We start from the raw sequence: 25,714 nt of genomic DNA, 5'->3' as shown, positions 1-25,714 counted from the left end.
AAGGAACCGGTTCCACAGGTGGATAATTTTTTAACAAAGTTTGGAATCGGTTCCACGATAGAATAATAAGGAGGAAATACCAATGAATTATTCATTAATTGCTGAAGAAATCCTTAAAGCTATTGGTGGCAAGGAAAATGTGTCAGCTGCTGCACATTGTGCGACAAGACTTCGACTAGTTTTAGAGGATGAAAGCTTAGTAAATACAAATGTTCTTGAAGAAATGGATGTAGTAAAGGGAACGTTCTCAACGGGAGGTCAGTATCAGATTATCCTTGGATCCGGAACGGTAAATGAAGTATATAAAGAGTTTACTAGGTTAACAAATATAGAAGAAATGTCTACGAGCGACGTAAAGGATGCTGGATCAAAGAAAATGAATCCGCTTCAACGTTTTGTAAAGATGCTTTCTGATATATTCGTACCTATTATTCCAGCGATTGTAGCCGGTGGTTTATTAATGGGGATTAACAATCTATTAACGGCTCAAGACTTATTTATTGCGGGAAAGTCGCTTGTGGAAGCAAAGCCTGAACTCGCTGATTTAGCCGCACTAATAAACACTTTTGCAAATGCTGCTTTTGTTTTCTTACCGATTTTAATTGGATTTTCAGCCACCAAACGTTTTGGTGGGAATCAGTATTTAGGAGCAGCTCTTGGAATGCTGATGGTGCACCCAGACTTATTGAATGGGTATGGTTACGGAGATGCTTTGTTAAATGGGACGATTCCGGTTTGGAATATTTTTGGATTAGAAATCGAAAAGGTCGGTTATCAAGGAAGTGTTTTACCAGTTCTTGCAGCATCGTTTATTTTAGCAAAGATTGAAAACGGTTTACGAAAAGTCATTCCATCTGCATTAGATAACTTATTAACACCATTATTAACTATATTTGTTACAGGACTTTTAACTTTCACAGCAGTTGGACCGATTACACGTTCGGCAGGGAACTTACTAACAGACGGCTTAATTTGGTTGTATGACACGACTGGTTTTATCGGGGGAGCAATCTTTGGACTACTTTATGCGCCAATTGTAATCACAGGTATGCACCACAGTTTTATTGCAGTAGAAACGCAATTGCTAGCAGATATGGCTAAAACAGGCGGTTCTTTTATCTTCGTTATTGCTGCCATGTCAAATATTGCTCAAGGTGCGTCAACACTAGCAGTCCTATTAATTACGAAAAATGCCAAAACAAAGGGTGTGGCTTCAGCAGCAGGTATCTCAGCATTACTGGGTATTACGGAGCCAGCTATGTTTGGAGTGAATTTAAAACTGCGTTTTCCATTTATCGGTGCCATTATCGGGTCAGCAGTTGGAGCAGCGTTTGTGACGCTATTTAAAGTAAAAGCTGTTGCTCTTGGTGCGGCGGGTCTTCCAGGTATTATCTCTATTAAGCCTGGATCCATTATCTCTTATATTATCGGAATGGCAATTGCCTTTGCAGTAGCCTTTGCTATGACATTTGTATTAGGAAAGCGTGAGGAAATGAAAGAAAAAGAAAAAAACGGTCGTAAAGCAGCTTAAAGATTTAAAAATGAGGAGGGAGAATCAAATTTTGATTCCCCTCTGTTTGCATAAGGAGAATACTAACATGGAATGGACAAGAGAACGAAGATATCGAAGGTTGGAAGAAGTAAGTCAGGAAGAATTATTTGAGTTGGAACGAAGAGTGAATCATTCTTTATGGAGACAAACTTTCCATATACAACCGAAAACAGGATTGTTAAACGATCCAAACGGTTTTTCCTACTTTAACGGAGAATACCATTTATTTTATCAGTGGTTCCCTCTAGGACCGGTTCACGGGTTGAAATATTGGTATCATGTGAAATCAAAGGATTTGGTGAACTGGGAAGATGCTGGAATTGGGATCAAGCCAGGTGACTATTTTGATAGTCATGGAGCATACTCAGGGAGTGCCATCGAACATGAGGGGAAGCTGTATTTACTTTATACGGGAAACACGCGTGATAATGATTGGGGAAGGAATCCCTATCAATGTTTAGCCGTGATGAATCGAGAGGGGGAAATATCAAAGCTTCCTCCGGTTATATCTGAGGTGCCAGAAGGATATACCGATCATTTTCGTGATCCGAAAATATGGAAAAAAGACGATCAGTTTTTTATGGTGATCGGGGCTCAAAGATCAAATGAAACAGGGTGTATAGTCCTTTATCAATCAAATGATTTATTGAGTTGGTCTTTTAAAGGTGAAATGAAAACAGAGCTTCCCCCCTTCGGTTATATGTGGGAATGCCCTGATTATTTTGAATTGGGAGATCGAGGCATTCTAGTTTTTTCACCACAAGGAATTGCTCCAGACGGTGATTTGTATCAAAATATCTATCAATCTGGATACTTGATAGGGAATCCGCTTGATGTGGAGAATGGTTTATTTTCCCACGGGAAGTTTCAAGAACTGGATCGTGGCTTTGATTTCTACGCACCACAAACGATGGAAGATCAAAAGGGGAGACGGATTTTAGTTGGATGGGTGGGTCTTCCAGAAATCGACTATCCCACGGATGCGGATGGTTGGGCTCATTGTCTATCCTTACCAAGAGAGTTAACCGAAAAAAACGGGAAACTACTTCAAAATCCAGTAAAAGAACTACAAGAGTTAAGAAAAAATGAAAAAGGTATAGAAGATATCCTACAGGATGAAGGTGAATCTTACGTTGGGTTCACCGGCACTACTTACGAGCTAACCACTGAATTTCAAAACCATGATGCTAAGACCTTTGGGATTGAATTTCGAACAGGAAAAAATGAAAAAACGATCATTACTTATGATACGATAGAAAAGAAGCTAGTCCTCGATCGGACACATTCTGGTATATCTTTTGCTACGTCTTATGGGACAGTGAGAAAATGTGCGCTGGACAGCAAGAAAATTAAGCTTCAGATGTTTGTTGATGTGTCTTCAGTTGAGATTTTTGTAAATGATGGAGAAGAAGTTTTTACAAGTAGAATCTTTCCTAGTCAAGAGAGTCAGGGAATTCGCTTTTTTGCTACAGGAGGGAAGGTTTCTTTTCAGGCGAAAAAATGGGAATTACAAACAAATCAGTAGAAAGAGGTAGGGAAATGGGGAAGTTATTTTCTATCGGAGAAGTATTAATTGATTTTATCCCTTTGGAAAAAGGTAAAGCATTAAAGGATGTAGTCTCTTTTGAACGTGCACCAGGTGGAGCTCCGGCAAACGTAGCGGCAGCCGTAGCCAAATATGGTGGATCCTCTTCAATGATTACTAAGCTCGGAGTAGATGCGTTTGGCGATTTTTTAGTAGAGAAGTTGGAAGAAGCCGGTGTAGAGACAGATAAAGTTAGCCGAACGACAGAGGCCAATACAGGTCTTGCCTTTGTATCTCTTCGACTTGACGGGGAGAGGGATTTTTCTTTTTACCGTAATCCATCAGCTGATTTACTTTTAGATGAATCAGAAATTGATGAAGAGTGGTTTAATAAGGGAGACATTCTCCACTTTTGTTCGGTTGACTTAGTTGAAAGCCCAATGAAGCAGGCGCATACGAAAGCGATTCGAGCGATGAAAGCAAAAGGCGGCCTTGTTAGCTTTGACCCGAATGTTAGACTTCCTCTATGGAAGGATGCAGAAGATTGTAAACATACTATTCTGGCATTTATTCCAGAGGCACATATCGTCAAAATTTCGGATGAAGAGCTCGAATTCATAACAGGAATAGCTGACGAACAAAAAGCCCTTACTTCTCTGTTTCAAGGAGAGGTAAAAGCGATCATTTATACAAAAGGTGCCAGCGGTGCAGAACTTTATGTAAATGGTAAAAAGTATGAATCTCATGGGTTTAAGGCAGATGTTCAGGATACAACAGGTGCTGGAGATGCTTTTATTGGGGGCTTTTTATACAAGCTTTTAGAAAATAACGCCAGTATGGAAGAATTGGAACAACTGCTAGAGACAAAAGCAGAGGAGTTTCTTACATTTGCGAATGCAAGTGGGGCGTTAACGACAGAAGGCAAGGGAGCGATTTCTGCCCTTCCTACAATAGAGAATATTAATAAATTGATCAATAAATAGCGAATAGGAGCTTGCTGTGGATATAGCAAGCTCCTTTTTGAACTGTGATTAAACACATCAATTTATCGAGTAATGACGATCGGTCCATTTTTAGTAAGAATGATGGTATGCTCACATTGAGCAACAAAACTTTTTTCTGTCACGTATGTCCAGTCATCACCTTCGTTTTGGAACACCTCCTCTTCTTGGGTGGAGATGAATGGTTCAAAAGCGATAACCATACCATCTTTTAATAGTTCATCATCCCAGGTTTCATTGTAATTATAAATATGATCTGGGGCTTCATGAATTCTCCGTCCGATACCATGACCAGTTAGATTTTTAATAACTGTTAATCCATTCTTTCGGGCTACAGACATTACTGCTTTTCCGAGTCCACTTTTCTTTGAGCCAGGTTTTGCTTTCTTCAAGCCCATTTCGAATGCTTCTTTTGCTGTTTCACAAATCTTCGTAAGAATAGGGTCTCCCTCACCAACAACAAAGGAAATACCTGTATCGGCGAAGTAACCATTTTTGGAGCCGGATACATCAATATTAACAATATCTCCTTCTTGTATCACACGTTTTCCGGGAATACCATGTGCCACTTCTTCATTCACGCTTATGCAAGTATAACCAGGAAAGTTATATTCACCCTTAGGTGCAGAAATAGCTCCGTGCTCTTCAAAAAGAATACCAGCCATATCATCAAGCTCTTGAGTAGTAATCCCTGGAACCGTCTTTTTTACCAATTCCTCACGAATCAAGGAAACGATTCTCCCGATTTCCTTCAATCCATTAAAATCTTCTTCTGTTTTTGCAATCATAATAAATCCCCTTCAAATTAAATAAAAGTTCGATTGTTCTAGAATACCCTTTTCTTGCGGGAAAATCCACTTTTACTAATCGAGAAAAGGTGATGAAAAAAGTTCTCTAAAACTACATATTGTTAGCACCAGATACTAATAGTTAGTTATAATGGATATAAATATGTTTATGAGGTGAAGGAATGAACAATTCTAGAGCACAAATCACTGCCGTAGGTTCATATGTACCAGAGAAAATACTAACGAATGAAGATCTAGAACGGATGGTTGACACTAACGATGAATGGATCATCAAACGAACGGGTATAAAGGAAAGAAGAATGGCAAGCGAACAAGAGTTTACAAGTGATATTTGTGTAAAAGCGGTAGAAAATTTAATCGAAAAAAATAACAAGTCTGTACATGATGTAGATATGATCATTGTATGTACCATGACTCCAGATTTCAAAACTCCAAGTGTCGCTGCATTAGTCCAAGCTAAACTAGGAATTCCTCATACCGGAGCAATTGATCTGAATGCAGCATGCGCAGGGTTTACCTATGGTTTACACGTTGCCAATGGTTTAGTTACTGCTGGATTGAATAAAAAGGTTTTGGTTATTGGTGCAGAAACGATGTCAAAGATAACTGATTTTACTGATAGAACCACTTGCGTTTTATTTGGTGATGGTGGGGGAGCGGTTCTTGTGGAATATAATGAACAGTACCCTAGTTTCCTCTCCTCTCATTTAGGTTCACAAGGGGAATTAGGGAAGAACTTATACTGTACAGATTTATCTGAGAGTATAAACGGAGAAAGCCTAACGACAACAGGAAACATTACACAAAATGGGCGAGAAGTATATAAATGGGCTGTTAATACGGTTCCAAAAGGGATGTTGTCGGTATTAGAAAAGACACAAATAAGCTTACAAGAAGTTGATTGGTTTATACCACACAGTGCGAATCTTAGAATCATTGAGTCCATTTGTGAAAGAAGCCAATTTCCGATAGAAAAAACACTAAAAAGCTTAGTGGAATACGGGAATACCTCTGCAGCAACGATTCCACTTGCATTGGATAAAGGGGTAACGGAGGGGAAAATAAAACGTGGGGATAAAATTTTGTTGTACGGATTCGGTGGAGGATTAACTCACGCCGGGGTGTTATTGGAATGGACAGTTTAGCATGATTTTCCTATCAAATTTAAATGAATGCTTTAGTTTTATTGAGGGAAGATATGGTGTAGGATATCCAATCCTATTTGAGCACATGCTTAATAAAAATTAAAGTAGCATGGAGGGACCAATATGGGAAAAAAACATCGTGCACAAGCGAATCGTCCGAAAAAAAATAATCATATTCCTGCTGAAGCTATCGTTGCTGAACACGAAGCGCATGCAAAAGAAAATTCTGCAAAAGGTAGAAAAAATACGTAGGGAGGCAATTGCCTCCCCAATATTAATCAACTGCTACTTTTAGTAAGAATAACCAATTCATCATGATCTTTACTTGTCAGGTTATCTGAGTAGACAAGATTTGTATGGAATCGATAGGTAATATTGCTAGTGGTTGGTTGGAATTTATCAGTTATCACAAAAGTGAAAGGGAATTTAAGCGTTTCATTTTCACTTAATTGCTCTGACATTAAAATCGTTGTCACTTCTTCAACCGTATCGAAGCTTCCATCATCGTACGTTTTAACTAAACTACATTCAAGCCTCTTAACCTTTTGAGTTTTACGTCCTCCATGAAGATTAAAACAACCAGTTATTGTCTCACCGATTTGAGCAGATGTCTGATTAATTTTAAGGTCAACAGTAGGTGCACCGGCTTTTAGTAGAGTAGTAAATATATTAAACAATTGATACCCTCCATTTTATGGATAAACTAATTATTTGAGTATTTATATTTTCAGTATTAGATTGTAAAGCTATAAATCTAGGTGGCGAATATGTTTCCAAGGTCAATATTGAAAGTACATAAAGTTTTATTGTAATAAATAGCGTTAGTAAAATAAAAATACTCCTGTGTGAATCACTGTCCAACTAAACTTTCTTCTCCTCTATTATAAAGTTTATATTAGTAGGTGATGGTTGGATTTAGATCGTTTTTCTCCTCCTTAAAAATAAAAAACCTCTACCAAATATGGTAAAGGTTGGATGAAGTAAGAAATGATCCTTTACCGAATGGCAAAGGTCTCGCAAACAACAATGACGTTGCCAGTTAAGCCGGTGATTGTAATCACGTAATGTCGACATAACTGTTAGCTACTCCCCTTTGGAGTATATAACTTATTGTACAGTCGTAACTCGAAGACTGTATAAATATAATAATATATTAACTTAATTCGCGTCAATAGGATTTATTTTAGTCTTCGTCTCCTCCAAAGATATCTCCAAGATCAAAATCCTCAACTTCTTCCATCTCATCATCAAAGCCCATCGCCTCAACTGCACTTCCCATCAATTCACTTAAAAGAAGACCGCCAAAAACTCCCATAGCTAAACCTCCGATCATTCCACCCATTGGATTAGATGAACGTGGGCGGTAGCCGCCAGGGGTTGAATAGGAGAATGGTTGAGAATAAGAATGAGGACGTTCGCTTGCTTCAGCCAAGTACTGTTTAAGGATATTTGTGAGTTTTTGTTCATCAAGTAAGAGTGCTTCTTCCAAAAAGAACTCACGTTTTGCTTCAATCTCATGGAAGCCATTTCGGCAATCGACTTCCATCCATACATATAGCCCATTCTCTTCTTGAGCAAATCGGAATTCTACCTCATTTACAGAGCCATTCAAGAATTCAGTTGGAAAGAAAGCAAACTCTTGGCCATATTGATCTAACTTTCCAGATTCATGCTTTTCTCGAAACCCTAAACTACTGAGTACACGGAAGAGATTTTGAATATTTGCTGGAAAATCAACCGTTAAACGATCAACATCTGAGCGGTCCACTCCACCTTCAATGTCTAATTCTGTGTCAAAATAATAGGAGACGATGTTTCTTGTAATAGCTAAATTAGTAGGTAGTGGGAATGAAAAAGCAACTATCTGTTGTTCTTTCGGTAGTATACGATTAGCTGTATTTAACCTTATGCTACTAACTTCCCGATCCGCTGTACCTTGTGAAGTTCTTACGCTCATCATTAGTCGAACAGCTAATGAATTTATATTTTGCTCAACTTCTCCTCCTTGAATACTAATTTCTCCATCAACTGTTTCACCTGGAGTATATGGACGGTTTTCAAATCGTAAATCAACGTTTGCAGCACCTTTTCCAAAACGAGCTAGTATTTTTTTGAACATCATTATTCTCCTTTTTATTTAAAAATATGTATGTAATACATTGTCCAATATATAAACATTTATCAATGTATTAATTCTTTGTAATGTACATACGTTAGAAAAATAAATTAGTTTCATTAATTTATAAAAAATATACATTGATTAGCATAATCAAAAAGGGAATAAATCTTCATCCTAGCGATGATAGAAATACTGCGATTGCAGCAAAAAAAATATTACAGGAACTATAAGTGGAAGTTCGGAGAAAATTGGAGTTCATCTAAAACTAAAAGACCATCTCCTAACTAAGATGGTCTATTGTGGTAGTAATTGTCTTAAAAAGTCAGCATGCCTACGATTGGTATCAATCACTTCTTCAACGATTTGTTTGCTTTCAGGATCTAAATCTCCTCTTACAAGTTCTTCGGAATAGTGTACACCATAATCATCTACACCTTTTATGGCATCCTCAAGGATGTCTTTAGGGTCCTCTGAGAGCATCATTCGATGCAAATAACCTTGCATGGCTCCCGTTATTCCTTCACTATCAGCTGGTACACCACTTAAATTTTGAATCCGCTCGGCAAGTATTTGGGCATTGTGTTTGGTTTCCTGTTGCATTGATTGAAAATGTCTTCTTAATTCCTCGTCAGCGACCTTTTCAATATAATGTTCCATCGAGCGAATCCCCATATACGTACCCTTTAAAAGTGCATTTAGCTCTGCAATTACGGTCTCATTTTTCATAAAAGCACATCCTTTCATTCTATTTTTAGGAGTTCCTCTTGAAATATTCGTTTTTTTCTAAGGCTCTTTTCTTAAACTTTGTTGCTTTTTGGAACCTAATTTTTAAAATTTTGCTAAATTCCAGCAGAAAATAGCATGAATTTAATAAGAAAAGAGCCTGCAAACTAAATTCTTAAGCACAAAATAGCTATTTCCACGTTAAAATCGGCTTTTAGATTTTAACAACAATCTTTACAAAAACAGCCTTTCCTAAAAAGGATAAGTTATCCGTATCAACGAATGTGTGTGCTTTTTGAGAATATATTTTAGTAAGGGAACGGAGACTAGCTCCACTTTTTAATGCGTTCGATATTGTCTAAATAATGGGAGACAATGTCAGTAAATGAATAACGAGAATCTCCAATGAAATATTCAATCGAGTGTTCATCACCGATGTCATTGTTTCGTGTGTGACTGAACCTTGGCTGCACATGGCTATTTTGAATTAATGCTTTTGCAAGCTCAATGGCTAACTTTTTATTTTCGTTCACTCCAACCACCTCCAGGATAATAAATACCTATTAATGGGTTGTCCATTATATGACAGGTCATAATATTTTATTAACTTGAATGATTGTGATACCCTAACTAAGTAGATTTCAAGATAGATAGGTGGCTGTATATGGAAAAAGAATTTGAAATTGTTGATAAGCTCCTGTCCCATATAACTATTTCTTCGAATCCAAATAATCAACCCGTTTCGATTCATGGGAATGTAAAAGAATTGAAGTGTATTGGTATTGGTACGGATGCAGCTGTTTTTCAATATATTCATGGGCCAGCCTACGCATATAAACTGTTTGCTGATGATAAATTAGAAAAAGTCCAGATGGAAGCAAAGGTGTATGAAAAACTTGGAACTTCTCCTTATTTTTCGACTTTCTATGAAGCCAAAGACCGGTATCTAGTCGTAAGTTATGAGTCCGGCATTACCCTTTATAATTGTCTCCAGCAAGGAATTCATATTCCATCACAAGTGATTCAAGAGGTGGATAAAGCAAGAGCTTACGCAAGAAAGAAGGGTTTGAATCCTCGTGATATTCATCTGAAAAATATACTATTGCAAGGTGACAATGTGAAAATCATCGATGTCTCTGAATATTTATTACCTGGAGATGACGGTCGCTGGGAGCATTTAAAAAGAGGATACGAGGAGTATTACCGTTTAATAGATGGAAAATCCATTCCAACATGGTTGTTAGAAACCGTTAGGAAGAGCTATAACAATAGACAAACAACCAGCATTGAAGAATTCTTTAAGGATGTCTTGAAGTTGAAGTGGTTTTAGGAGGAAGTGTGAACTTTCTCTTTTTTTTGAGAAAGTTTAAAAGAAAAGTTTATGAAATACGAGTAAAATACGAACAATAAATGTTTACGAATGTTAAAAGTTCGTATATAATACATTTTGTTGTGATATTTCATTCGTATATTCTTAGAAATATGGTCTAAGAGTCTCTACTAGGAACCGTTAATTCCTAACTACGAATGGGTAGGACAAGTCTACCCATTTATAGTTAGGAATTTTTATTTCTTAGGAGGATTTATGGAACGCTTTTTTCAGTTAAAGGAATTAGGAACAAATGTAAAAACAGAGATTCTCGCTGGAATCACTACTTTTTTAACGATGGTGTATATCATTTTTGTAAACCCTGCGATTCTTTCAGCGGCAGGAGTACCTTTTAATCAAGTGTTTGTGGCGACGATTGCCTCAGCCGTTATCGGTACGTTGATCATGGCTTTATTTGCTAAATATCCAATCGCTATTGCTCCAGGGATGGGGATGAATGCTTATTTCACAAGTGTAGTAGCTGTTCATGGAATCAGTTATCAAGTTGTTTTTGGAACTGTGTTTTTAGCAGGTGTGTTATTTCTATTATTATCTTTTACGAAGTTGCGAGAAACATTAATACATTCCATTCCAGATTCTTTAAAATATGGGATTACATCAGGAATTGGCCTTTTTATCGCTTTTATTGGATTAAAAATGGCGGGAATTGTCGTTGCGAATCCAGGTAATTTAGTAGCTTTTGGGGATCTTCATCAACCGGTAACGATTTTATCTATCGTCGGATTGTTCGTAACTCTTATTCTGATTGCACGTAAAGTAAATGGTGCATTGTTTATTGGAATGCTTGTAACAGCTGTAATTGGTTACTTTACAGGTGACTTAAAATTTGATGGAGTGGTTGCCACTCCACCACCAATTGTCTTTTTTGACATTGATATCTTGGGTGTTTTCACCAACGGATTGTATACGGTTGTTTTTGCCTTTTTACTCGTTACGATTTTTGATACAACTGGAACGATGATTGGAGTAGCAGAACAAGCTGGACTGATGAAAAATGGAAATCTACCAAAAGTAAAATCTGCACTGATGGCAGATGCTGTAGCAACAACTGTAGGGTCAACGTTAGGAACTAGTCCATCAAGTGCATATATTGAATCATCAACTGGAGTGGCTGCTGGTGGTCGTTCCGGTTTGACTTCAATCGTAGTAGCTATTCTGTTTTTCTTGGCATTATTCTTTTCACCAATCGTCTCAGCTATTTCATCATTACCTGCGATAACAGCTCCTACATTAATTATCGTTGGCTGTTATATGATGGAGGGGTTATCAAAAATCAACTGGAAGACTTTTGATGAAGCTTTTCCTGCGTTTGCTATCATTCTCACGATGCCATTAACAGCAAGTATTGCGACGGGAATCTCCATTGGATTTATTACGTACCCATTAATGAAATTGGTAAGTGGCAAAGGTAAAGAAGTTCATCCTATTTTGTATGTTTTTGGAGCGATCTTTATTTTGCAAATGATTTTCTTTCCTTCCCATTAATCTTAAAAAATGAGTTTCTTAGCATCAAGAAAAGGACGTTGACTTATGGTCTAACGTCCTTTTTCTAATTAACAATTAATTATACATTTACACATCTGAAGAATCATCGTAATCATATCTGAAACCATCTTTTTGAGCGGAGACGTTTTGATCTGAGTTCATATCCTTTTTATTTTGTAATTCTTGGTTGTCATTGGTTACCGATAAGTTTTGTTGATTTTTATTTTCATTCATTTATTTGGCCCCCTTATGCGATGTTTCTTCATTATATTGTTCCTGAATTTTTCCTTCCTATTCTGTTAAGGAGTCTTTTATAAGTCTATACATTAAAGACGTTTCTTTAGGTTAAACTGTGAATAAACACTTGAGAGGATAGTGGGTATGCACGTTACTATTGCGATACTAACGATCTGTGCAGCGATAAAGTGGGGAAAAGGGAAAAACTGGCGCGAATATCATCCCAGTATGCTTTTTATTTCCACAGGTGGTTTGCTGTATGAATATATTGTACAAGAGAATACATTGTGGAAATTTCATCCTGATTTTCTCTATGGTCATGAATTGGTTGTCATTATTTATGCAATAAACACGATGCCCTTAAGTATCTTTTTATTTCTCTCCCACTTTCCTAAGAAATGGCTTCAACGGGTCTTTTACATATTTATTTGGTCAGTAATTTATATTTCAGTAGAATGGATTTTACACATGTTTGACCGAATATCGTATCAAAATGGGTGGTCCTTAATGTATTCATTTCTATTTGACCTTGTGATGTTTTCGGTTATTGCTTTACATCACTATAAACCACTCCCAGCATATATCATTTCTTTGGTTATTATTATTTTCTTAATTGTGCAGTTTGAAGTTCCGTTTAAAATTGCAAAATAGCCAAAGTTGTTTAGACTTTTGTTCGATACATCTTTGGCTTCTATGTTATGTCAAGCTCTTGACTTATAAAATCATCTATTTTATAATATCTCTAAATCAAGATATTTAATTTCAAGGTAATATTAAGATATATCTCAGTTTCGAGATATAAATGGTATAACTTTTAAAAAATGGGAGTGGTTTATAATGGTCAAAAAAAGTATGGGAATTCATCATATTACAGCTATTGTCGGTCATCCTCAGGAAAATGTGGATTTTTATTCGGGTGTGTTAGGGCTTCGTTTAGTTAAACAAACGGTGAACTTTGATGATCCGGGAACGTATCATCTCTATTTTGGAGATAAAGGTGGAAAACCAGGAACCATTATTACCTTTTTTCCGTGGGCTGGTGCTCGTCAGGGGGTTATTGGTGACGGTCAAGTGGGGGTTACTTCGTATGTAGTTCCTAAAGGAGCGATAACATTTTGGGAAGAAAGGTTAGAGAAGTTTAATATCCCATTTACCAAGCTCGAGCGCTTTGGGGAAAATTATCTTGAATTTGATGATCCACATGGATTACATCTTGAGATCGTTGAAAGAGAAGAAGGGGAAGCGAACCAGTGGGAATTCGGAGGAATTACAGCAGAGTATGCGATTAAAGGATTTGGTGGAGCAACACTATTATCGACTCAACCGAACAAAACAGCAGACCTGTTAGAGAAAGTAATGGGGCTTGAAAAAGTAGGTGAGGAAGGTGATATGGTTCGTTTCCAGTCTACGGCAGACATCGGAAACATTATTGAGTTAAAACGAACACCGATTGGGCGTGGACAAATGGGAGTTGGGACGGTTCACCATATCGCGTGGAGAGCTGCGGATGATGCCGATCAACTGGACTGGAAAAAACACGTGGAAGATAATGGATATGGAGTAACTCCTGTGCAAGATCGAAATTACTTTAATGCCATATACTTTAGAGAGCATGGAGAAATCTTATTTGAAATTGCAACAGATCCTCCAGGATTTGCTCATGATGAGTCTGTAGAAACGATGGGAGAAAAGCTTATGTTGCCAAGCCAATATGAACCACATCGAAATCAAATAGAACAAGTTCTGCTTCCGTTTGAAGTTAGAGAGCTAGATTAAGACGAGGGGATTGATTACATGCTTTCCATTGATCCGTCAACATTGACCGAAAGAGAAAATTACAAGCTCTTAATTGGTAGTATTATCCCAAGACCGATTGCCTTTGTTACTTCATTATCGGATGAAAGGGTACTAAACGGTGCTCCTTTCAGCTACTTTAATATTGTATCCTCGAATCCTCCGATGATTTCCTTATCGATACAGAGATCAGGTGGGAAACAAAAGGATACAGCTAGAAACATACTTCATTCAAAGGAATTTGTTATTCATATCGTTGATGAAGATAATGTAATGAAAATAAACGAAACAGCAGCAACTCTTCCACCGGATAAAAGTGAAATTGAACTAGCTCAATTAACTCCGGTGAAAAGTGCGAATGTTGATGTACCAGGAATAAAAGAGGCGAAAATCCGTTTCGAGTGTACGTTAGAGCAGGCTCTAGAGTTAGGTGGGGGAGATACACCTGGCTGTGATTTAATCATTGGAAAAATCGTTCACTTTCACATCGACCCAGCCATTTATCACGAGGGAAAGATTGATCCAAAAGGCTTGGGAGCCGTAAGTCGGCTAGCCGGAATCCATTATGCCAAAATAGGTGACATCTTTTCGATTGAAAGACCAAAATAAAAGCGGGTGGGGAAAACATGTTAAAAACAGTGGGGATCCATCACATAACAGCCATGGTAAATGATGCTCAGCGTAATATCGATTTTTACGCAGGAGTATTAGGTTTAAGGCTAGTGAAAAAAACGATTAATTTTGATCGTCCGGAAGTGTATCATCTGTATTTTGGAAATGACTCCGGACAACCTGGAACGGTGATTACTTTTTTCCCTTGGGCTCATCAGTTTAAAGGGAGAATCGGAACCGGGCAGGTTGGAGTCACCAGTTATATTATTCCAGAGAACTCATTCTCCTTTTGGGAGGATCGTTTACAATCGTTTGGAATTCGTTTTGTAAAAACGAAACGATTTAACGAAACGTATTTGAGCTTTCAAGATCCTGATGGATTGGAGATTGAATTGGTACAACGACCAAACGGTCCCGTAAATGAGTGGAATGTGAACGGTGTTGGTCCAGAGGTTGCGATAAGAGGATTTGCAGGAGCTACTCTATTGTCCGCAAAACCCCATATGACGGCAGATGTGTTAGAAAATGTTCTCGGACTTACATGCTTCGGGCAAGAAGAAAACTTTTTACGGTTTCAGTCAGAAGGGGAGCTAGGAAACACAATTGATATTAAACTATCTCCGTCTGTTCGAGGCTTGATGGGTGCAGGAACCGTTCACCATCTTGCATGGAGAGCTAAAGATGAAAACGAGCACCAGAAGTGGCGAGAACGATTAGTGGAAAAGGATTATTATCCAACTGACATTCTTGATAGAAATTACTTTCAAGCGCTATACTTTCATGAAGAGGGTGGCATTCTTTTTGAAATAGCTACTGACCCACCAGGCTTTACTGTTGATGAACCCCAAATAGACCTTGGTAAGAATTTAATGTTACCATCTTGGTTAGAGTCAAAAAGAGAAGAATTAGAAAATACGTTGCCACCAGTTGAGGTACGAGTGTTGAAAGGAGAAAAACGATGAAACATATTTATCAAAAGGGAAAAGACCTACAAAAACCAACTTTGTTATTGCTACACGGTACAGGTGGAAATGAATTAGATTTACTACCTATAGCTGGTATGATTGACGATTCTGCAGGTGTGTTAAGTGTGAGAGGAAATATTTTAGAGAACGGCATGCCTCGATTCTTTAGGCGTTTAGCTGAAGGGGTATTTGATATCGAAGATTTAATTTTCCGTACAAAAGAGTTAAATGAGTTCCTAGATGAAGCGGCAGCAAAATACGAATTTGACCGAAACAACATCGTAGCGGTTGGATATTCAAATGGTGCCAACATTGCGGCAAGTCTGTTATTCCATTATGAAAATGCCCTGAAAGCTGCCGTTTTACACCATCCAATGGTCCCTCTGAGAGGAATCGAGCTTCCTAATTTGGAAGGAACATCGGTGTTTATTGGTGCTGGGACAAATGATCCTATTTGCTCGCCGGAAGAATCAACAGAGCTACAAAAGCTATTAGAAGGTGCGAATGCAACAGTCGAGCTTCATTGGGAGAACCGAGGGCACCAACTTACTGCAGATGAAGTCGAAGCAGCAGCTAAATGGTATCGAAATTTATAAAAATACAAGTGTTATGTTCAGGGTAAACTAACATATCTAACTTTGAGGAGTGAAGATATGTTTTTGAATGGCGAAATTATCGACGGTATCTTTGATTCCTCTGTAAATGAATTCACTTTACAGAGAGTGAAAAGCTTTGATACACAATCGGTTCTTAATGAATCGCAAATAAACAATATTTATCAATACTTACACTTGCATCGGGATAATGAGGACGGACAAATCATTACTCTCTATGATCAAATGCCACTACGACTTTCAAAAGAGGAAAGCAACCAATTGATTGGGGATATAGAGAAAGTGATGGCAATGTACCACTAATGGGTTTTTAAATGGAAAAATGTAAACATAGACCGCATACATTTCTTCGGGAAAGTTGCGGTCTATACATGTTTTAAAGAAACTTCTTAATATCTAAAATGGCTTGCATATGTAAGCCTTCGTGGAAAATTGTACGAATGAGTACTTGTTCAATCGTATGCATTCCCATCTCAGTTGGCGGAAATTCTTCCTCTAATCTTTCTCCATACATTTCTTTAATCTTAACAGGTTGTTCACTTAGTAACTGCTTTAACTCTTGGAAAGATGGAGTGTCCTTTTCAAAACTATAAGGGCTTGATCCATATCCAAACCATGATTGAAATTGCTCTGGCACACCTGCTTTTTCATTCGTAACCGCTTGGATCCATAAATACTGATCTAGATAAATATGTCCAACATTCCATCGAATATTATTTTTAAATCCGTCAGGTATGATTTCCGCTTGTTCTTCCGATATACCCTTTAAGACTCCCAATAACTCACTTCGATAGCTTTCCAATTGAGTCAACAACACCTCATGACGTGGATTCATTATACTTTCCCCCTTATTTTTGAATATGTAATTATTCGATAAGTTGAACAATTATCCTGCTAACAGAAGAAAATTAATGGTAGGGATATGCTATAATTGTAATAAATTTCATATTAATAATTTACCAATCTTGAATTACAAAGGGAGCGAGTCATGAACTATAAAATAATGAAAGCGGATTCAAAAGAAATGGATTTACTACAAAATTTACTTCAATTTTATATTTATGATTTCTCGGAGTTTATTGATATCGATGTTGAAGAAAATGGGGAACAATATCTGTCTAATTGTAATAATTTTTTGTGGTGTCTTCAAAATGTAGCAAAGGGGATTTGGCGTGACGAATTGCCTTATAGCAAGCAAATGTTTGAGTTGGTTATTCGATCAGAATTACATCAAATGGTTGATTGGTGGATTGGAAGTCAGCACAATTTTAAGATATCACCTGGGAAATTTGGGAAGTATTATAAAAAACATTTGCCCAAGAGGTTTTGGGAGATGTATAAAAAAACTTATTGCGATAGTGAGTATGATCATATGTGGGAATCGCTTTTTACAGCCTGTGAATTATTTCGGATTTTGGCAGTTGATGTGGGGGAAGAATTGGGTGTGGAGTACCCGTATATAGAGGATAAGAACATGATGATGTATTTAGAAGGGGTTCGGAACTTACCTAAGGATGCAACGGATATTTATTAATGATTTTGATCATTTATTATTGTTAGATATTCCAATTAGGGTGGACCTATTATGTGCCGATCTCTTTGTGTGAAAAGGCAGGTGAAACCCATTTTTCACCTGCTACATTTTTGTAAATTGTTTAAATAGCTGTATGTTATTGATTTCCTCTAAATGAATTTCTGATAATTTTTCCAATATATTTAGTCCTTTATTGGTCACACGAATGAGCACGCTACGGCCATCTTCTGGGTTACTTTCTCTTTCAACAAGACCAGCTTCCTCACAGCGGTCGATCAGGCCAACACATGCATGATGAGTAATTTGAAGTCTTTCTGCTAGCTCGCCTGTTGTAACAATACTCTTTCCAGGGAACCCTTGAATGGCTAATATTAATTGATGCTGCTGAGAGGTGATCCCTTGTTCTTTTGCAGCTGCTTCACTGAATTTTAGAAATTTACGAAGCTGATAACGAAATTCACCTAAATATTCATATATTTCCTTTGATAATAGAGAACTCAACTACTTTCAACCTTTCTCGTCTGATTGATATTTATATCTTAACATGATATAATCAAAATACCAAATAATATCTTAATACGATATAAATAACTTGAGGTGATGGGGATGCATGAAGAAGTGGGGAAATGTAAGAAATGTGGGAAGACGATTTTCTGCTTGGATGGTTTTCTCAATGGGGTAGTGGACACTAATGGCGAGATTGAATGTTTTCCTTGTTCAGAGGAACAGTTTCAGGAGTAAAAAGTTCTCGAATAATAGTAAGTGGATGTCTGTGGAAGATCAATAGAAGGGAAGATAAGAATTGAGTGAATCATTAATTAGGGTAGGAACGACGTATATACCGGTAACTAATGTGGAAGACTCTGCTGACTGGTACGTTACGAATCTAGCTGCAGAACTTAGTTATCAAGATGCAGACAAAGCGATTATTAATCTAGCGAACCAAAGTTTTTTCTTAGTTAAGGCCAATGAAAATCAATCTTCTAATTTCTTAGATTATAAAGGGGGAAAATGGTTTTCAGTCACATTCGAGGTGGATGGAATGGATGCCTTACAGAATTTACATAAAGAATTTAAAGAAAAAGGTGTGAGAGTTGGCGACATCGAAAATAGAGGTCATGCAGGAAGAAACTTTGTCTTTTATGATCTTGATGGAAATGGGTTTGATGTGTGGAGTGAATTGAGTCCTACATTTAAAAGATAAACAACTTATGGCCCGAGGAGCTAGAAAAAGTGCTCCTTCGGGTCATAAAGCCTGTTTTATAACCCGATGATAGAGGGAAAAAGATCTTTTGAGTCATAAAAAGTCTTTTATAACCCGAGCTTAGATGTTATTGGGTGTTAAAAGTCATAAACCTAAAAGACTAAATTTACAATCCATATTTCTTCATCTTATTATATAAAGTCACACGTGACCATCCGAGCATTTTGGCTGCAGCGGATTTATTTCCATACGTTTGATGAAGAACTTGAGTGATTTTGGACCGTTCATCCTCAAACGTTTCCTCACGCAACACATTGACGGTAGGCTGGGACTTGCTTTTAAAAAGGGCGGTTGGCAGTTCGGCAACAGTGATCATATTGTCATCAGCCAAAATCATCATTCGTTCCACCGTGTTTTTGAGCTGACGAATGTTTCCGTTCCATGGGTAATGCATGAATGTGACCATTACCTCTGGGGCAACAACGGGAACAGGCTTATCATATTTAGCAGAGAACTCTTTTAAAAATAATTGGACGAGTTCTGGTAAATCCTCGATCCTCTCGCGTAAAGGTGGGAGAGGCACCACAACAACATTTAATCGGTAATACAGATCTTCACGGAACAATCCTTCTTCCACCATCTTCTCTAAGTCCCGATTGGTTGCAGCGATAATTCGTAAATCAATGGGGATGGGTTCATTCCCGCCCACACGATAGTATTGCTTTTCTTGTAATACGCGGAGCAGTTTCACTTGCAACTCAAGTGGAAGCTCGCCGATTTCATCTAAAAACAAAGTTCCATTCTTCGCAGCTCCAATTTTACCTAGTTTTCCTTCCTTTACAGCGCCTGTAAATGCTCCTTTTTCATATCCAAACAGTTCACTTTCAAAAAGGGCAGCAGGAATTGCTCCACAGTTCAAGTCGACAAAGGGTCCCTCCGCGCGTGTACTCGCCTTATGAATGGCTTGCGCAAATAACTCTTTTCCAACCCCACTTTCACCTGTAATCATGACGGTAGCATCCGTCCGAGCTACTTTTTTGGCAAGCGTAATAGATGTATTTAATGCTTGACTACGACCTTTAATTTTATAAAAAGGGTCATCGATTTCATTCGGCTCAATTTGACTTTCTAAATCCTGAATATATGCAGCTGTGGTGGATAGCTCATCATTTAGTTTTACGATATCGGTAATATCACGTTCTACCGAAATTCCTCCAACAATCTCTCCGTTACTCAGTAAAGGAAGGGAGTTAATCAACACGTGTACATCTTGTTTTGGCTGGTTGTATTGTCGAGTAACCGTAGATCCGTCTGATAATGTCTTCATTAATACGACCGATTCTTTTTGGAAAAAGTTCGTAATGGGATTTCCGATGATCGTTTCAGCAGCTGTCTCGTAAAGTTCTTCTGCCTTTGGATTCCAGGCGACCACCTGCCCCGATTGATCGACGATCGTAATGGCGTCATCAACCGCTTGTAATAGTGTTTCGTACATATTGGACAAACTTTTCCATTCTTGAAAAATACATTCGAAAAGTGCAGACTTCGGAACAACAAAGGCTGGATCACCAGAATCATCTACTAAAAGGACATCCTCTAAAGCTTTTACATCTGACAAACGAGCATGTAGGGGATAGGTTTGCATTTCTTCTATATAAATAGCTCCATCAATTGGTTGGGAAAGAGCTTGAAGCAGAATGTTTTTATTTATCATCCGATCACCTTCACTACTGTTAATTTGGTTTACAAAATTGTAAAGACTTTACACATATTTTACAATCTTGTAAATGTACTGTACAGATAATTTTCCCATTTTCGTACTTTTTTAAGTTGGCATGCTTCTTGCATATTAAATGGATATACAAACAAAGAGGAGGATGTTTATGTATTCTTACAAACATGAACCATTTACAAATTTTTCACTTGAGGACAACCAACAAGCATTTAAAAAAGCTTTAGAATTAGTAAATTCACAGTTAGGAAAAGAATATCCGCTAACCATTGGCGGAAAGAAGATCACAACAGAGTCAAAAATTACTTCGTATAACCCAGCAAACAAAGAAGAAATAGTAGGGGTAGTTTCAAAAGCAAGCAAGGAAATCGCTGAAGAAGCCATGCAAGCGGCGTTAACCGCGTTTGAATCTTGGAAAAATGTTGAGCCAGCCACGCGTGCCAATGTTTTATTCCGTGCGGCAAACATCATGCGTCGACGTAAGCATGAATTCTCTGCCTATCTAGTAAAAGAAGCAGGAAAGCCGTGGAAAGAAGCGGATGCTGATACAGCTGAAGCAATCGATTTCTTAGAGTTTTACGCAAGACAAATGAATCAGCTTTCTGCTGGGGTACCGGTTCAAAGCCGTGATGGAGAATTTAATCAATACAATTATATTCCACTTGGGGTAGGTGTCATTATTTCTCCTTTTAACTTCCCGTTAGCCATCATGGCTGGAACAACCGTAGCGGCAATTGTTGCAGGAAACTCTGTATTACTAAAGCCTGCAAATAACACGCCTGTAGTGGCAGCTAAGTTTGTTGAATTAATGGAAGAAGCCGGACTGCCAGAAGGGGTTCTTAACTTCGTTCCTGGAAGTGGAGCAGAAATTGGTGATTACCTAGTGGATCATCCAAAAACTCGTTTCGTTTCCTTCACAGGTTCACGCGAAGTTGGTTGCCGTATTTATGAGCGTGCTGCAAAGGTACAACCAGGTCAAATTTGGTTAAAGCGCGTGATCGCTGAGATGGGCGGTAAGGACACAGTGGTTGTAGATAAAGATGCGGATCTAGAGTTAGCTGCAACGTCCATCGTTTACTCTGCGTTTGGTTTCTCTGGTCAAAAATGTTCAGCCGGTTCACGTGCAGTTATCCATGAGGATGTGTACGACGTTGTATTAGAAAAAGCAGTCGCTCTTACAAAGACTTTATCACTTGGAAATCCAGAAGATGTGAACACATATATGGGACCAGTAATTGATAAGGCAGCTTACGATAAAATTATGAGCTATATTGCAGTAGGAAAAGAAGAGGGGCGTATCGCAGCTGGTGGAAATGGTGATGATTCAAAAGGATACTTCATTGAACCAACCATTGTAGCGGATGTGAAGGAAAAGGACCGTCTGATGCAAGAAGAGATTTTTGGACCTGTAGTGGCGTTCTGTAAAGCTCGTGACTTCGACCATATGATGACGATTGCCAATAACACAGACTACGGTTTAACAGGAGCTCTGATTTCTAATAATCGTGCCCATATCGAAAGAGCGAGAAAAGAGTTCCACGTAGGAAATCTTTACTTCAACCGTACGTGTACAGGGGCCATCGTTGGGTACCAGCCATTTGGTGGATTCAATATGTCAGGTACTGACTCAAAAGCAGGCGGACCAGACTACCTGGTATTACACATGCAAGCGAAAACAACTTCTGAAATGTTCTAATTGAATTCTGGCTCGGGCTGCACGTACCAATGTGCAGCCCCGATATAATGGGGGAGAAAGAGAATGATAGAGGCGATTTCAAAAAACTTCTTTTTAAAAGTATCGCAAAACAAGTCGATGAACAAAGCTGCTCGAAAATGGGGTCTTCGCTTTGGGGCTAGTCAGGTCGTTGCGGGAGAAACGATTGACACAGCGATTACAGCGGTAAAAAAGTTAAATAAAAATGGAATCGTTGCCACACTCGATCATCTTGGTGAGTTTGTATCGAGCAAAGCAGAAGCTAGTGAAGCAACTGATTATTGTGTACGTACATTACATGCGATGGCATCTGCGAAGGTAGATGGCAATCTTTCAGTAAAAATGACGCAATTAGGTTTAGACATCGATAAGCAGTTTTGCTTAGACAATATGAGAAAAATCGTCTCCACGGCAATACAATACAACAACTTCGTTCGGATTGACATGGAGGATTCCACACGCACTCAAATTACACTAGATATTTTAAAGGAATTACGCAAAGATTATGATAATGTTGGTACAGTAATTCAAGCGTATTTGTATCGATCAGAGACAGACGTGAGAGAATTAGTGGGAGTTCCGCTTCGCTTAGTTAAAGGAGCGTACAAGGAGCCTGCAGAAGTCGCTTATCAGGAAAAGACTGACGTGGACAAGAACTATATGACGATCATTAAAGAGCATTTAAAAAGTGGAAGCTACACGGCAATTGCCAGCCATGACCACAACATCATTGCGAAGGTGAAGGAATTTACCAACCAAGAAAACATTCCTACCTCTCAATTTGAATTTCAATTTTTATACGGTTTTCGTAATGAACTTCAGCAAAGTCTCGTAAAAGAAGGCTACAAAGTTCGTGTGTATGTTCCGTTTGGGGATGACTGGTTCGGCTACTTTATGCGTCGTTTGGCGGAAAGACCGCAAAACATTGCGTTTGCTTTTAAAGGATTCTTTTTTAAATAAGGCTCTTTTCTAAAACATTGTTGCTAAATAAAAGTGTAATAAGAAGAGAAGCGTGAATGTGGAGATTCAGGCTTCTTTTTTGCTGAAAGTTGAAATCTCCCTTTTTATACGTGTAAAAGCGATAAAATCTATCATTTCTTCCTTCGATAATGATTCTCCGTCCAATGTGAGTGCCATTGATTCCTCCTCAACTAGTTTGGTTAGCTCTAACGATTGCTCACTTCGTCCAAGAATATGGTCCACACTTGTTTCAAATAAATCGGCAATATCAGATAATGCCTGCAGAGAAGGCTCTCTATATCCATACTCATAACCTGCGTATGTACTTTTTGCGATTTCTAGACGATCTGCCGTTTCCTGCATCGACCACTTTCTACTTTTCCTCAAAGTTACTAATCGAGATAACACGGTTCATTCTTCCTCCAATGACTGATTGTTTTGTTCATTATAGCATGTTAGTAATGACAAGAATACAAAAATGTGCGCGAATTGAAAACAAATATTGCTTTATTTAATGATTTTATTATAATAAGCTTATAATAAATTGCAAATCGCGTACATATACGTAGAGGAGAAGAGAAACCATGAAAAAAATATTACTGCTTGCAACTGGAGGGACCATTGCATCGTTAGAGGGAAAGGACGGATTGGTTCCAGGACTAGCGCCAGTGGACCTGTTAAGCTATTCTTCGGATGTATCCTTGGCTGCTGATGTGACTTGCGAGATTTTAATGAATAGAGACAGTACGAATATGCAGCCGGAACACTGGATAGAAATGGCGTCTAAAATTGCTGATAACTACGATCAATATGATGGATTTGTTATTACGCATGGAACTGACACGCTAGGGTATACATCTTCTGCATTATCCTATATGCTGCAGGGTTTAAATAAGCCGGTTGTAGTTACGGGATCTCAAGTTCCGATTAGTTTTAAAAGAACAGATGCGATTAAAAATCTAAACGACGCCATCTGCTTTGCTTGTGAAAACGTTGGTGGAGTTTATGTTGTTTTTGATGGACGAGTGATCATTGGGACAAGAGCGGTAAAAATGAGAACGAAAAGCTTTGATGCGTTTGAAAGTATTAATCATCCTTATGTAGCACAAGTAAGAGAAAACAAGGTTACGTATTACTGGAGACCAGAGCAAACGATTCAGTCATTAAAATTAGATGTTAGTCTTTGCCCAGATGTGTTTGTTCTTACCTTACATCCAGGTACGAAGCCTGAAATTTTTGATTACTTAAAAGGACTGTATAAGGGAATTATAATTGAAAGCTATGGAAACGGTGGGGTTCCATTCGAGGAAAGAAGCTTGCTACCAAAGATTAAAGAATTGACTGAAGCAGGTGTTGCAGTTCTCATTTCGACACAGTGTCTAGAAGAAGGTGGAGATCTGTATTTATATGAAGTCGGACGGAAAGTAAGTCAGTACAATGTGATCGTCTCCGGAGATATGAATAAAGAAGCAATCGTACCGAAGCTAATGTGGGCTTTAGGTCAAACGGACGATCTGTCTCAGGTGAAAGAAATGATGGAAACACCGATTTCGTATGATCTATCCGTTGAATGGGGTCAAGAAGAGTGAGACAAGCCTATCATTTATTTCTTTTACATGTAGGGATTGCCCTAGTAGCGATTAATATTCACTTTTTTCTAGCACCTAATCAATTTGCTGCCGGAGGATTAGGTGGTTTGACGATTGTGATGCATCACTTTTTTCCTAACGTTTCGATTGGTTTACTAATGTTATGTTTTAATGTAGTTTTGTTTGGATTAGGTTTCATGTTTCTCGGTTTTAGCTTTGGTCTAAAGACGATTTACTCTAGCTTTATGTTATCGTTTATGGTTTGGTTGTTTGGGGAAGTTGCTCCGATGGCTGAACCTCTAAGTGAAGATAAACTGATTCAACTGATGGTCGGTGTATTAATTGCTGCACTGGGATTGGTCATCGTGATGAAAGAGGGAGCTTCAACCGGAGGAATGGACCTGATCGGCATGATATTAAATAAGTATTTTTCAATTGATATAGGTAAAGCTGTGTTGTTTTCCGATATGATTATCGTACTGCTGTCGATTGTTGCGTTTGGTGTGGAAAATGGGTTATATGCACTATTTGGAATTGTGTTAAGAGGGGTCGTTATTGACTATTTAATTCAACAGTTTAGTTTAACGAAGGAAGTTGTCATTATTAGCTATAAATGCGATTTAATTAAGAACTTTATTATTGAAAATCTAGGCCGCAGTGCTACCGTGCATGAAGCCAAAGGAGCCTTTAGCAACGAGCAAAAGGAAGTCATAACAATCGTCCTAAAACGAAGCGAGTTTCATTCGTTGAAAAAATATATTAATGAAATCGACAAACGAGCTTTTATTAGTGTACATAATATGAGTGAGGTCGTCGGAAATGGATTTAAGAGTATGGTTTAGGTGGAAAAATCTCGTGTTACATTTCTGAAATATATGTAATATCACTAGTGTTGTATAAATAATGTCATAATTTTCAGTTTAATCATCTTTCTTGATTAGAGCCAAAAAGGTAAATACCCTATTAAAGGTGGCTCCATCCATTTGGATTTTATTTACAATTAGACCTGT

29 protein-coding genes and 1 riboswitch are annotated in these 25,714 nt (G+C 38.1%); of the genes, 19 read left to right on the top strand and 10 right to left on the bottom strand.

The features are described 5' to 3' along the window. Positions 1-82: 82 nt before the first annotated feature. The 3 genes from ACFFHF_RS18480 to ACFFHF_RS18470 all read left to right on the top strand — a co-directional run bounded on the left by ACFFHF_RS18480 (position 83) and on the right by ACFFHF_RS18470 (position 4,060). Positions 83-1,531, top strand: coding sequence for a sucrose-specific PTS transporter subunit IIBC (locus ACFFHF_RS18480; protein WP_160546804.1), 1,449 nt, complete (start codon positions 83-85; stop codon positions 1,529-1,531). A gap of 67 nt (positions 1,532-1,598) precedes the next feature. After that, positions 1,599-3,077, top strand: coding sequence for a glycoside hydrolase family 32 protein (locus tag ACFFHF_RS18475; RefSeq protein ID WP_160546802.1), 1,479 nt, complete (start codon positions 1,599-1,601; stop codon positions 3,075-3,077). Positions 3,078-3,091: 14 nt separating this feature from the next. Beyond that, on the top strand, positions 3,092-4,060 hold the full coding sequence (locus tag ACFFHF_RS18470; RefSeq protein WP_160546801.1) for a carbohydrate kinase family protein: 969 nt from the start codon (positions 3,092-3,094) through the stop codon (positions 4,058-4,060). A 62-nt stretch (positions 4,061-4,122) separates the two neighbouring features. On the opposite strand, the gene map is transcribed toward ACFFHF_RS18470, so the two are convergent. Beyond that, positions 4,123-4,866, bottom strand: a complete 744-nt coding sequence (gene map, locus ACFFHF_RS18465; RefSeq protein ID WP_377058792.1) for a type I methionyl aminopeptidase — start codon at positions 4,864-4,866, stop codon at positions 4,123-4,125. Positions 4,867-5,048: 182 nt separating this feature from the next. Between map and ACFFHF_RS18460 the strand changes: the two genes are divergently transcribed. Continuing rightward, entirely contained in the window at positions 5,049-6,032 is a 984-nt protein-coding gene (locus tag ACFFHF_RS18460; protein WP_377058791.1) for a ketoacyl-ACP synthase III, read from the top strand. A 123-nt stretch (positions 6,033-6,155) separates the two neighbouring features. Next, complete coding sequence (gene yoyE / locus ACFFHF_RS18455; RefSeq protein WP_276131208.1) at positions 6,156-6,284, top strand: protein YoyE; 129 nt, start codon at positions 6,156-6,158, stop codon at positions 6,282-6,284. A gap of 26 nt (positions 6,285-6,310) precedes the next feature. On the opposite strand, the gene ACFFHF_RS18450 is transcribed toward yoyE, so the two are convergent. The 4 genes from ACFFHF_RS18450 to ACFFHF_RS18435 form a co-directional block, all read right to left on the bottom strand. Further along, entirely contained in the window at positions 6,311-6,709 is a 399-nt protein-coding gene (locus ACFFHF_RS18450; protein ID WP_160546796.1) for a sporulation protein, read from the bottom strand. A 506-nt stretch (positions 6,710-7,215) separates the two neighbouring features. Next, positions 7,216-8,154 (bottom strand): sporulation protein, encoded by a 939-nt coding sequence (locus ACFFHF_RS18445; protein WP_377058790.1) that lies wholly within the window; start codon positions 8,152-8,154, stop codon positions 7,216-7,218. A gap of 291 nt (positions 8,155-8,445) precedes the next feature. Further along, positions 8,446-8,877, bottom strand: coding sequence for a DUF2383 domain-containing protein (locus ACFFHF_RS18440; protein ID WP_160546794.1), 432 nt, complete (start codon positions 8,875-8,877; stop codon positions 8,446-8,448). Between the two features lie 323 nt (positions 8,878-9,200). Beyond that, positions 9,201-9,407, bottom strand: coding sequence for a hypothetical protein (locus tag ACFFHF_RS18435; protein WP_160546793.1), 207 nt, complete (start codon positions 9,405-9,407; stop codon positions 9,201-9,203). A 131-nt stretch (positions 9,408-9,538) separates the two neighbouring features. Here ACFFHF_RS18435 and ACFFHF_RS18430 point away from each other — a divergent pair, with 131 nt between their 5' ends. Continuing rightward, a complete protein-coding gene (locus ACFFHF_RS18430; RefSeq protein WP_160546791.1) occupies positions 9,539-10,204 on the top strand; it encodes a serine/threonine protein kinase in 666 nt (221 codons plus the stop codon). Between the two features lie 114 nt (positions 10,205-10,318). Continuing rightward, positions 10,319-10,418: riboswitch (purine riboswitch) on the top strand. 41 nt (positions 10,419-10,459) lie between these two features. Further along, positions 10,460-11,749, top strand: a complete 1,290-nt coding sequence (locus ACFFHF_RS18425; protein WP_160546790.1) for an NCS2 family permease — start codon at positions 10,460-10,462, stop codon at positions 11,747-11,749. A gap of 87 nt (positions 11,750-11,836) precedes the next feature. Here the strand turns inward: ACFFHF_RS18425 and ACFFHF_RS18420 are convergent, their stop codons facing one another. Then, the gene (locus ACFFHF_RS18420) at positions 11,837-11,983 is read right to left on the bottom strand and encodes a hypothetical protein (protein ID WP_160546788.1); all 147 of its coding nucleotides are present in this window, start codon (positions 11,981-11,983) and stop codon (positions 11,837-11,839) included. 147 nt (positions 11,984-12,130) lie between these two features. On the opposite strand from ACFFHF_RS18420, the gene ACFFHF_RS18415 reads away from it, so the two are divergent. The 6 genes from ACFFHF_RS18415 to ACFFHF_RS18390 all read left to right on the top strand — a co-directional run bounded on the left by ACFFHF_RS18415 (position 12,131) and on the right by ACFFHF_RS18390 (position 16,274). Beyond that, on the top strand, positions 12,131-12,637 hold the full coding sequence (locus tag ACFFHF_RS18415) for a CBO0543 family protein (RefSeq protein ID WP_160546787.1): 507 nt from the start codon (positions 12,131-12,133) through the stop codon (positions 12,635-12,637). A gap of 186 nt (positions 12,638-12,823) precedes the next feature. Then, entirely contained in the window at positions 12,824-13,762 is a 939-nt protein-coding gene (locus tag ACFFHF_RS18410) for a ring-cleaving dioxygenase (protein ID WP_377058789.1), read from the top strand. 18 nt (positions 13,763-13,780) lie between these two features. Continuing rightward, positions 13,781-14,389 (top strand): flavin reductase family protein, encoded by a 609-nt coding sequence (locus ACFFHF_RS18405; protein ID WP_377058788.1) that lies wholly within the window; start codon positions 13,781-13,783, stop codon positions 14,387-14,389. Positions 14,390-14,406: 17 nt separating this feature from the next. After that, on the top strand, positions 14,407-15,354 hold the full coding sequence (locus tag ACFFHF_RS18400; RefSeq protein WP_377058787.1) for a ring-cleaving dioxygenase: 948 nt from the start codon (positions 14,407-14,409) through the stop codon (positions 15,352-15,354). Then, a complete protein-coding gene (locus ACFFHF_RS18395) occupies positions 15,351-15,953 on the top strand; it encodes an alpha/beta hydrolase (RefSeq protein ID WP_160546781.1) in 603 nt (200 codons plus the stop codon). The genes ACFFHF_RS18400 and ACFFHF_RS18395 overlap by 4 nt, the downstream gene beginning before the upstream one ends. A gap of 57 nt (positions 15,954-16,010) precedes the next feature. Next, complete coding sequence (locus ACFFHF_RS18390; RefSeq protein ID WP_377058786.1) at positions 16,011-16,274, top strand: hypothetical protein; 264 nt, start codon at positions 16,011-16,013, stop codon at positions 16,272-16,274. A gap of 73 nt (positions 16,275-16,347) precedes the next feature. Here ACFFHF_RS18390 and ACFFHF_RS18385 read toward each other — a convergent pair whose 3' ends face one another. Continuing rightward, positions 16,348-16,806, bottom strand: a complete 459-nt coding sequence (locus ACFFHF_RS18385) for a DinB family protein (RefSeq protein WP_377058785.1) — start codon at positions 16,804-16,806, stop codon at positions 16,348-16,350. 153 nt (positions 16,807-16,959) lie between these two features. On the opposite strand from ACFFHF_RS18385, the gene ACFFHF_RS18380 reads away from it, so the two are divergent. Next, positions 16,960-17,505: an aminoglycoside 6-adenylyltransferase gene (locus ACFFHF_RS18380; protein WP_377058784.1), complete on the top strand. Its 546-nt coding sequence runs from the start codon at positions 16,960-16,962 to the stop codon at positions 17,503-17,505. 102 nt (positions 17,506-17,607) lie between these two features. Here the strand turns inward: ACFFHF_RS18380 and ACFFHF_RS18375 are convergent, their stop codons facing one another. After that, complete coding sequence (locus ACFFHF_RS18375; RefSeq protein WP_160546772.1) at positions 17,608-18,006, bottom strand: MarR family transcriptional regulator; 399 nt, start codon at positions 18,004-18,006, stop codon at positions 17,608-17,610. Positions 18,007-18,307: 301 nt separating this feature from the next. Between ACFFHF_RS18375 and ACFFHF_RS18370 the strand changes: the two genes are divergently transcribed. Then, a complete protein-coding gene (locus ACFFHF_RS18370) occupies positions 18,308-18,709 on the top strand; it encodes a VOC family protein (protein ID WP_160546771.1) in 402 nt (133 codons plus the stop codon). A gap of 166 nt (positions 18,710-18,875) precedes the next feature. Here ACFFHF_RS18370 and ACFFHF_RS18365 read toward each other — a convergent pair whose 3' ends face one another. Further along, positions 18,876-20,423, bottom strand: coding sequence for a sigma 54-interacting transcriptional regulator (locus ACFFHF_RS18365; RefSeq protein WP_160546770.1), 1,548 nt, complete (start codon positions 20,421-20,423; stop codon positions 18,876-18,878). Between the two features lie 169 nt (positions 20,424-20,592). Between ACFFHF_RS18365 and pruA the strand changes: the two genes are divergently transcribed. Both pruA and ACFFHF_RS18355 read left to right on the top strand, forming a co-directional pair. Continuing rightward, positions 20,593-22,137, top strand: a complete 1,545-nt coding sequence (gene pruA, locus ACFFHF_RS18360; protein ID WP_160546769.1) for an L-glutamate gamma-semialdehyde dehydrogenase — start codon at positions 20,593-20,595, stop codon at positions 22,135-22,137. A 63-nt stretch (positions 22,138-22,200) separates the two neighbouring features. Further along, positions 22,201-23,115 carry a proline dehydrogenase family protein gene (locus tag ACFFHF_RS18355; protein WP_160546767.1) on the top strand — a complete coding sequence of 305 codons (915 nt, stop codon included), beginning with the start codon at positions 22,201-22,203 and terminating at the stop codon, positions 23,113-23,115. A gap of 66 nt (positions 23,116-23,181) precedes the next feature. Here ACFFHF_RS18355 and ACFFHF_RS18350 read toward each other — a convergent pair whose 3' ends face one another. After that, positions 23,182-23,523, bottom strand: a complete 342-nt coding sequence (locus ACFFHF_RS18350) for a helix-turn-helix domain-containing protein (protein ID WP_340903901.1) — start codon at positions 23,521-23,523, stop codon at positions 23,182-23,184. A gap of 176 nt (positions 23,524-23,699) precedes the next feature. Here ACFFHF_RS18350 and ACFFHF_RS18345 point away from each other — a divergent pair, with 176 nt between their 5' ends. Next, complete coding sequence (locus ACFFHF_RS18345) at positions 23,700-24,704, top strand: asparaginase (RefSeq protein WP_160546766.1); 1,005 nt, start codon at positions 23,700-23,702, stop codon at positions 24,702-24,704. Further along, a complete protein-coding gene (locus tag ACFFHF_RS18340) occupies positions 24,701-25,546 on the top strand; it encodes a YitT family protein (RefSeq protein WP_340903900.1) in 846 nt (281 codons plus the stop codon). Before ACFFHF_RS18345 ends, ACFFHF_RS18340 begins: the two co-directional genes overlap by 4 nt. Positions 25,547-25,714: the final 168 nt, after the last annotated feature.

It is taken from the genome of Robertmurraya beringensis (assembly GCF_042433785.1).
Lineage (GTDB): Bacteria > Bacillota > Bacilli > Bacillales > Cytobacillaceae > Robertmurraya_A > Robertmurraya_A beringensis.
The sequence above is the reverse complement of the archived record's forward strand: the minus strand, read 5'-3'. Positions and strand labels throughout refer to the sequence as shown.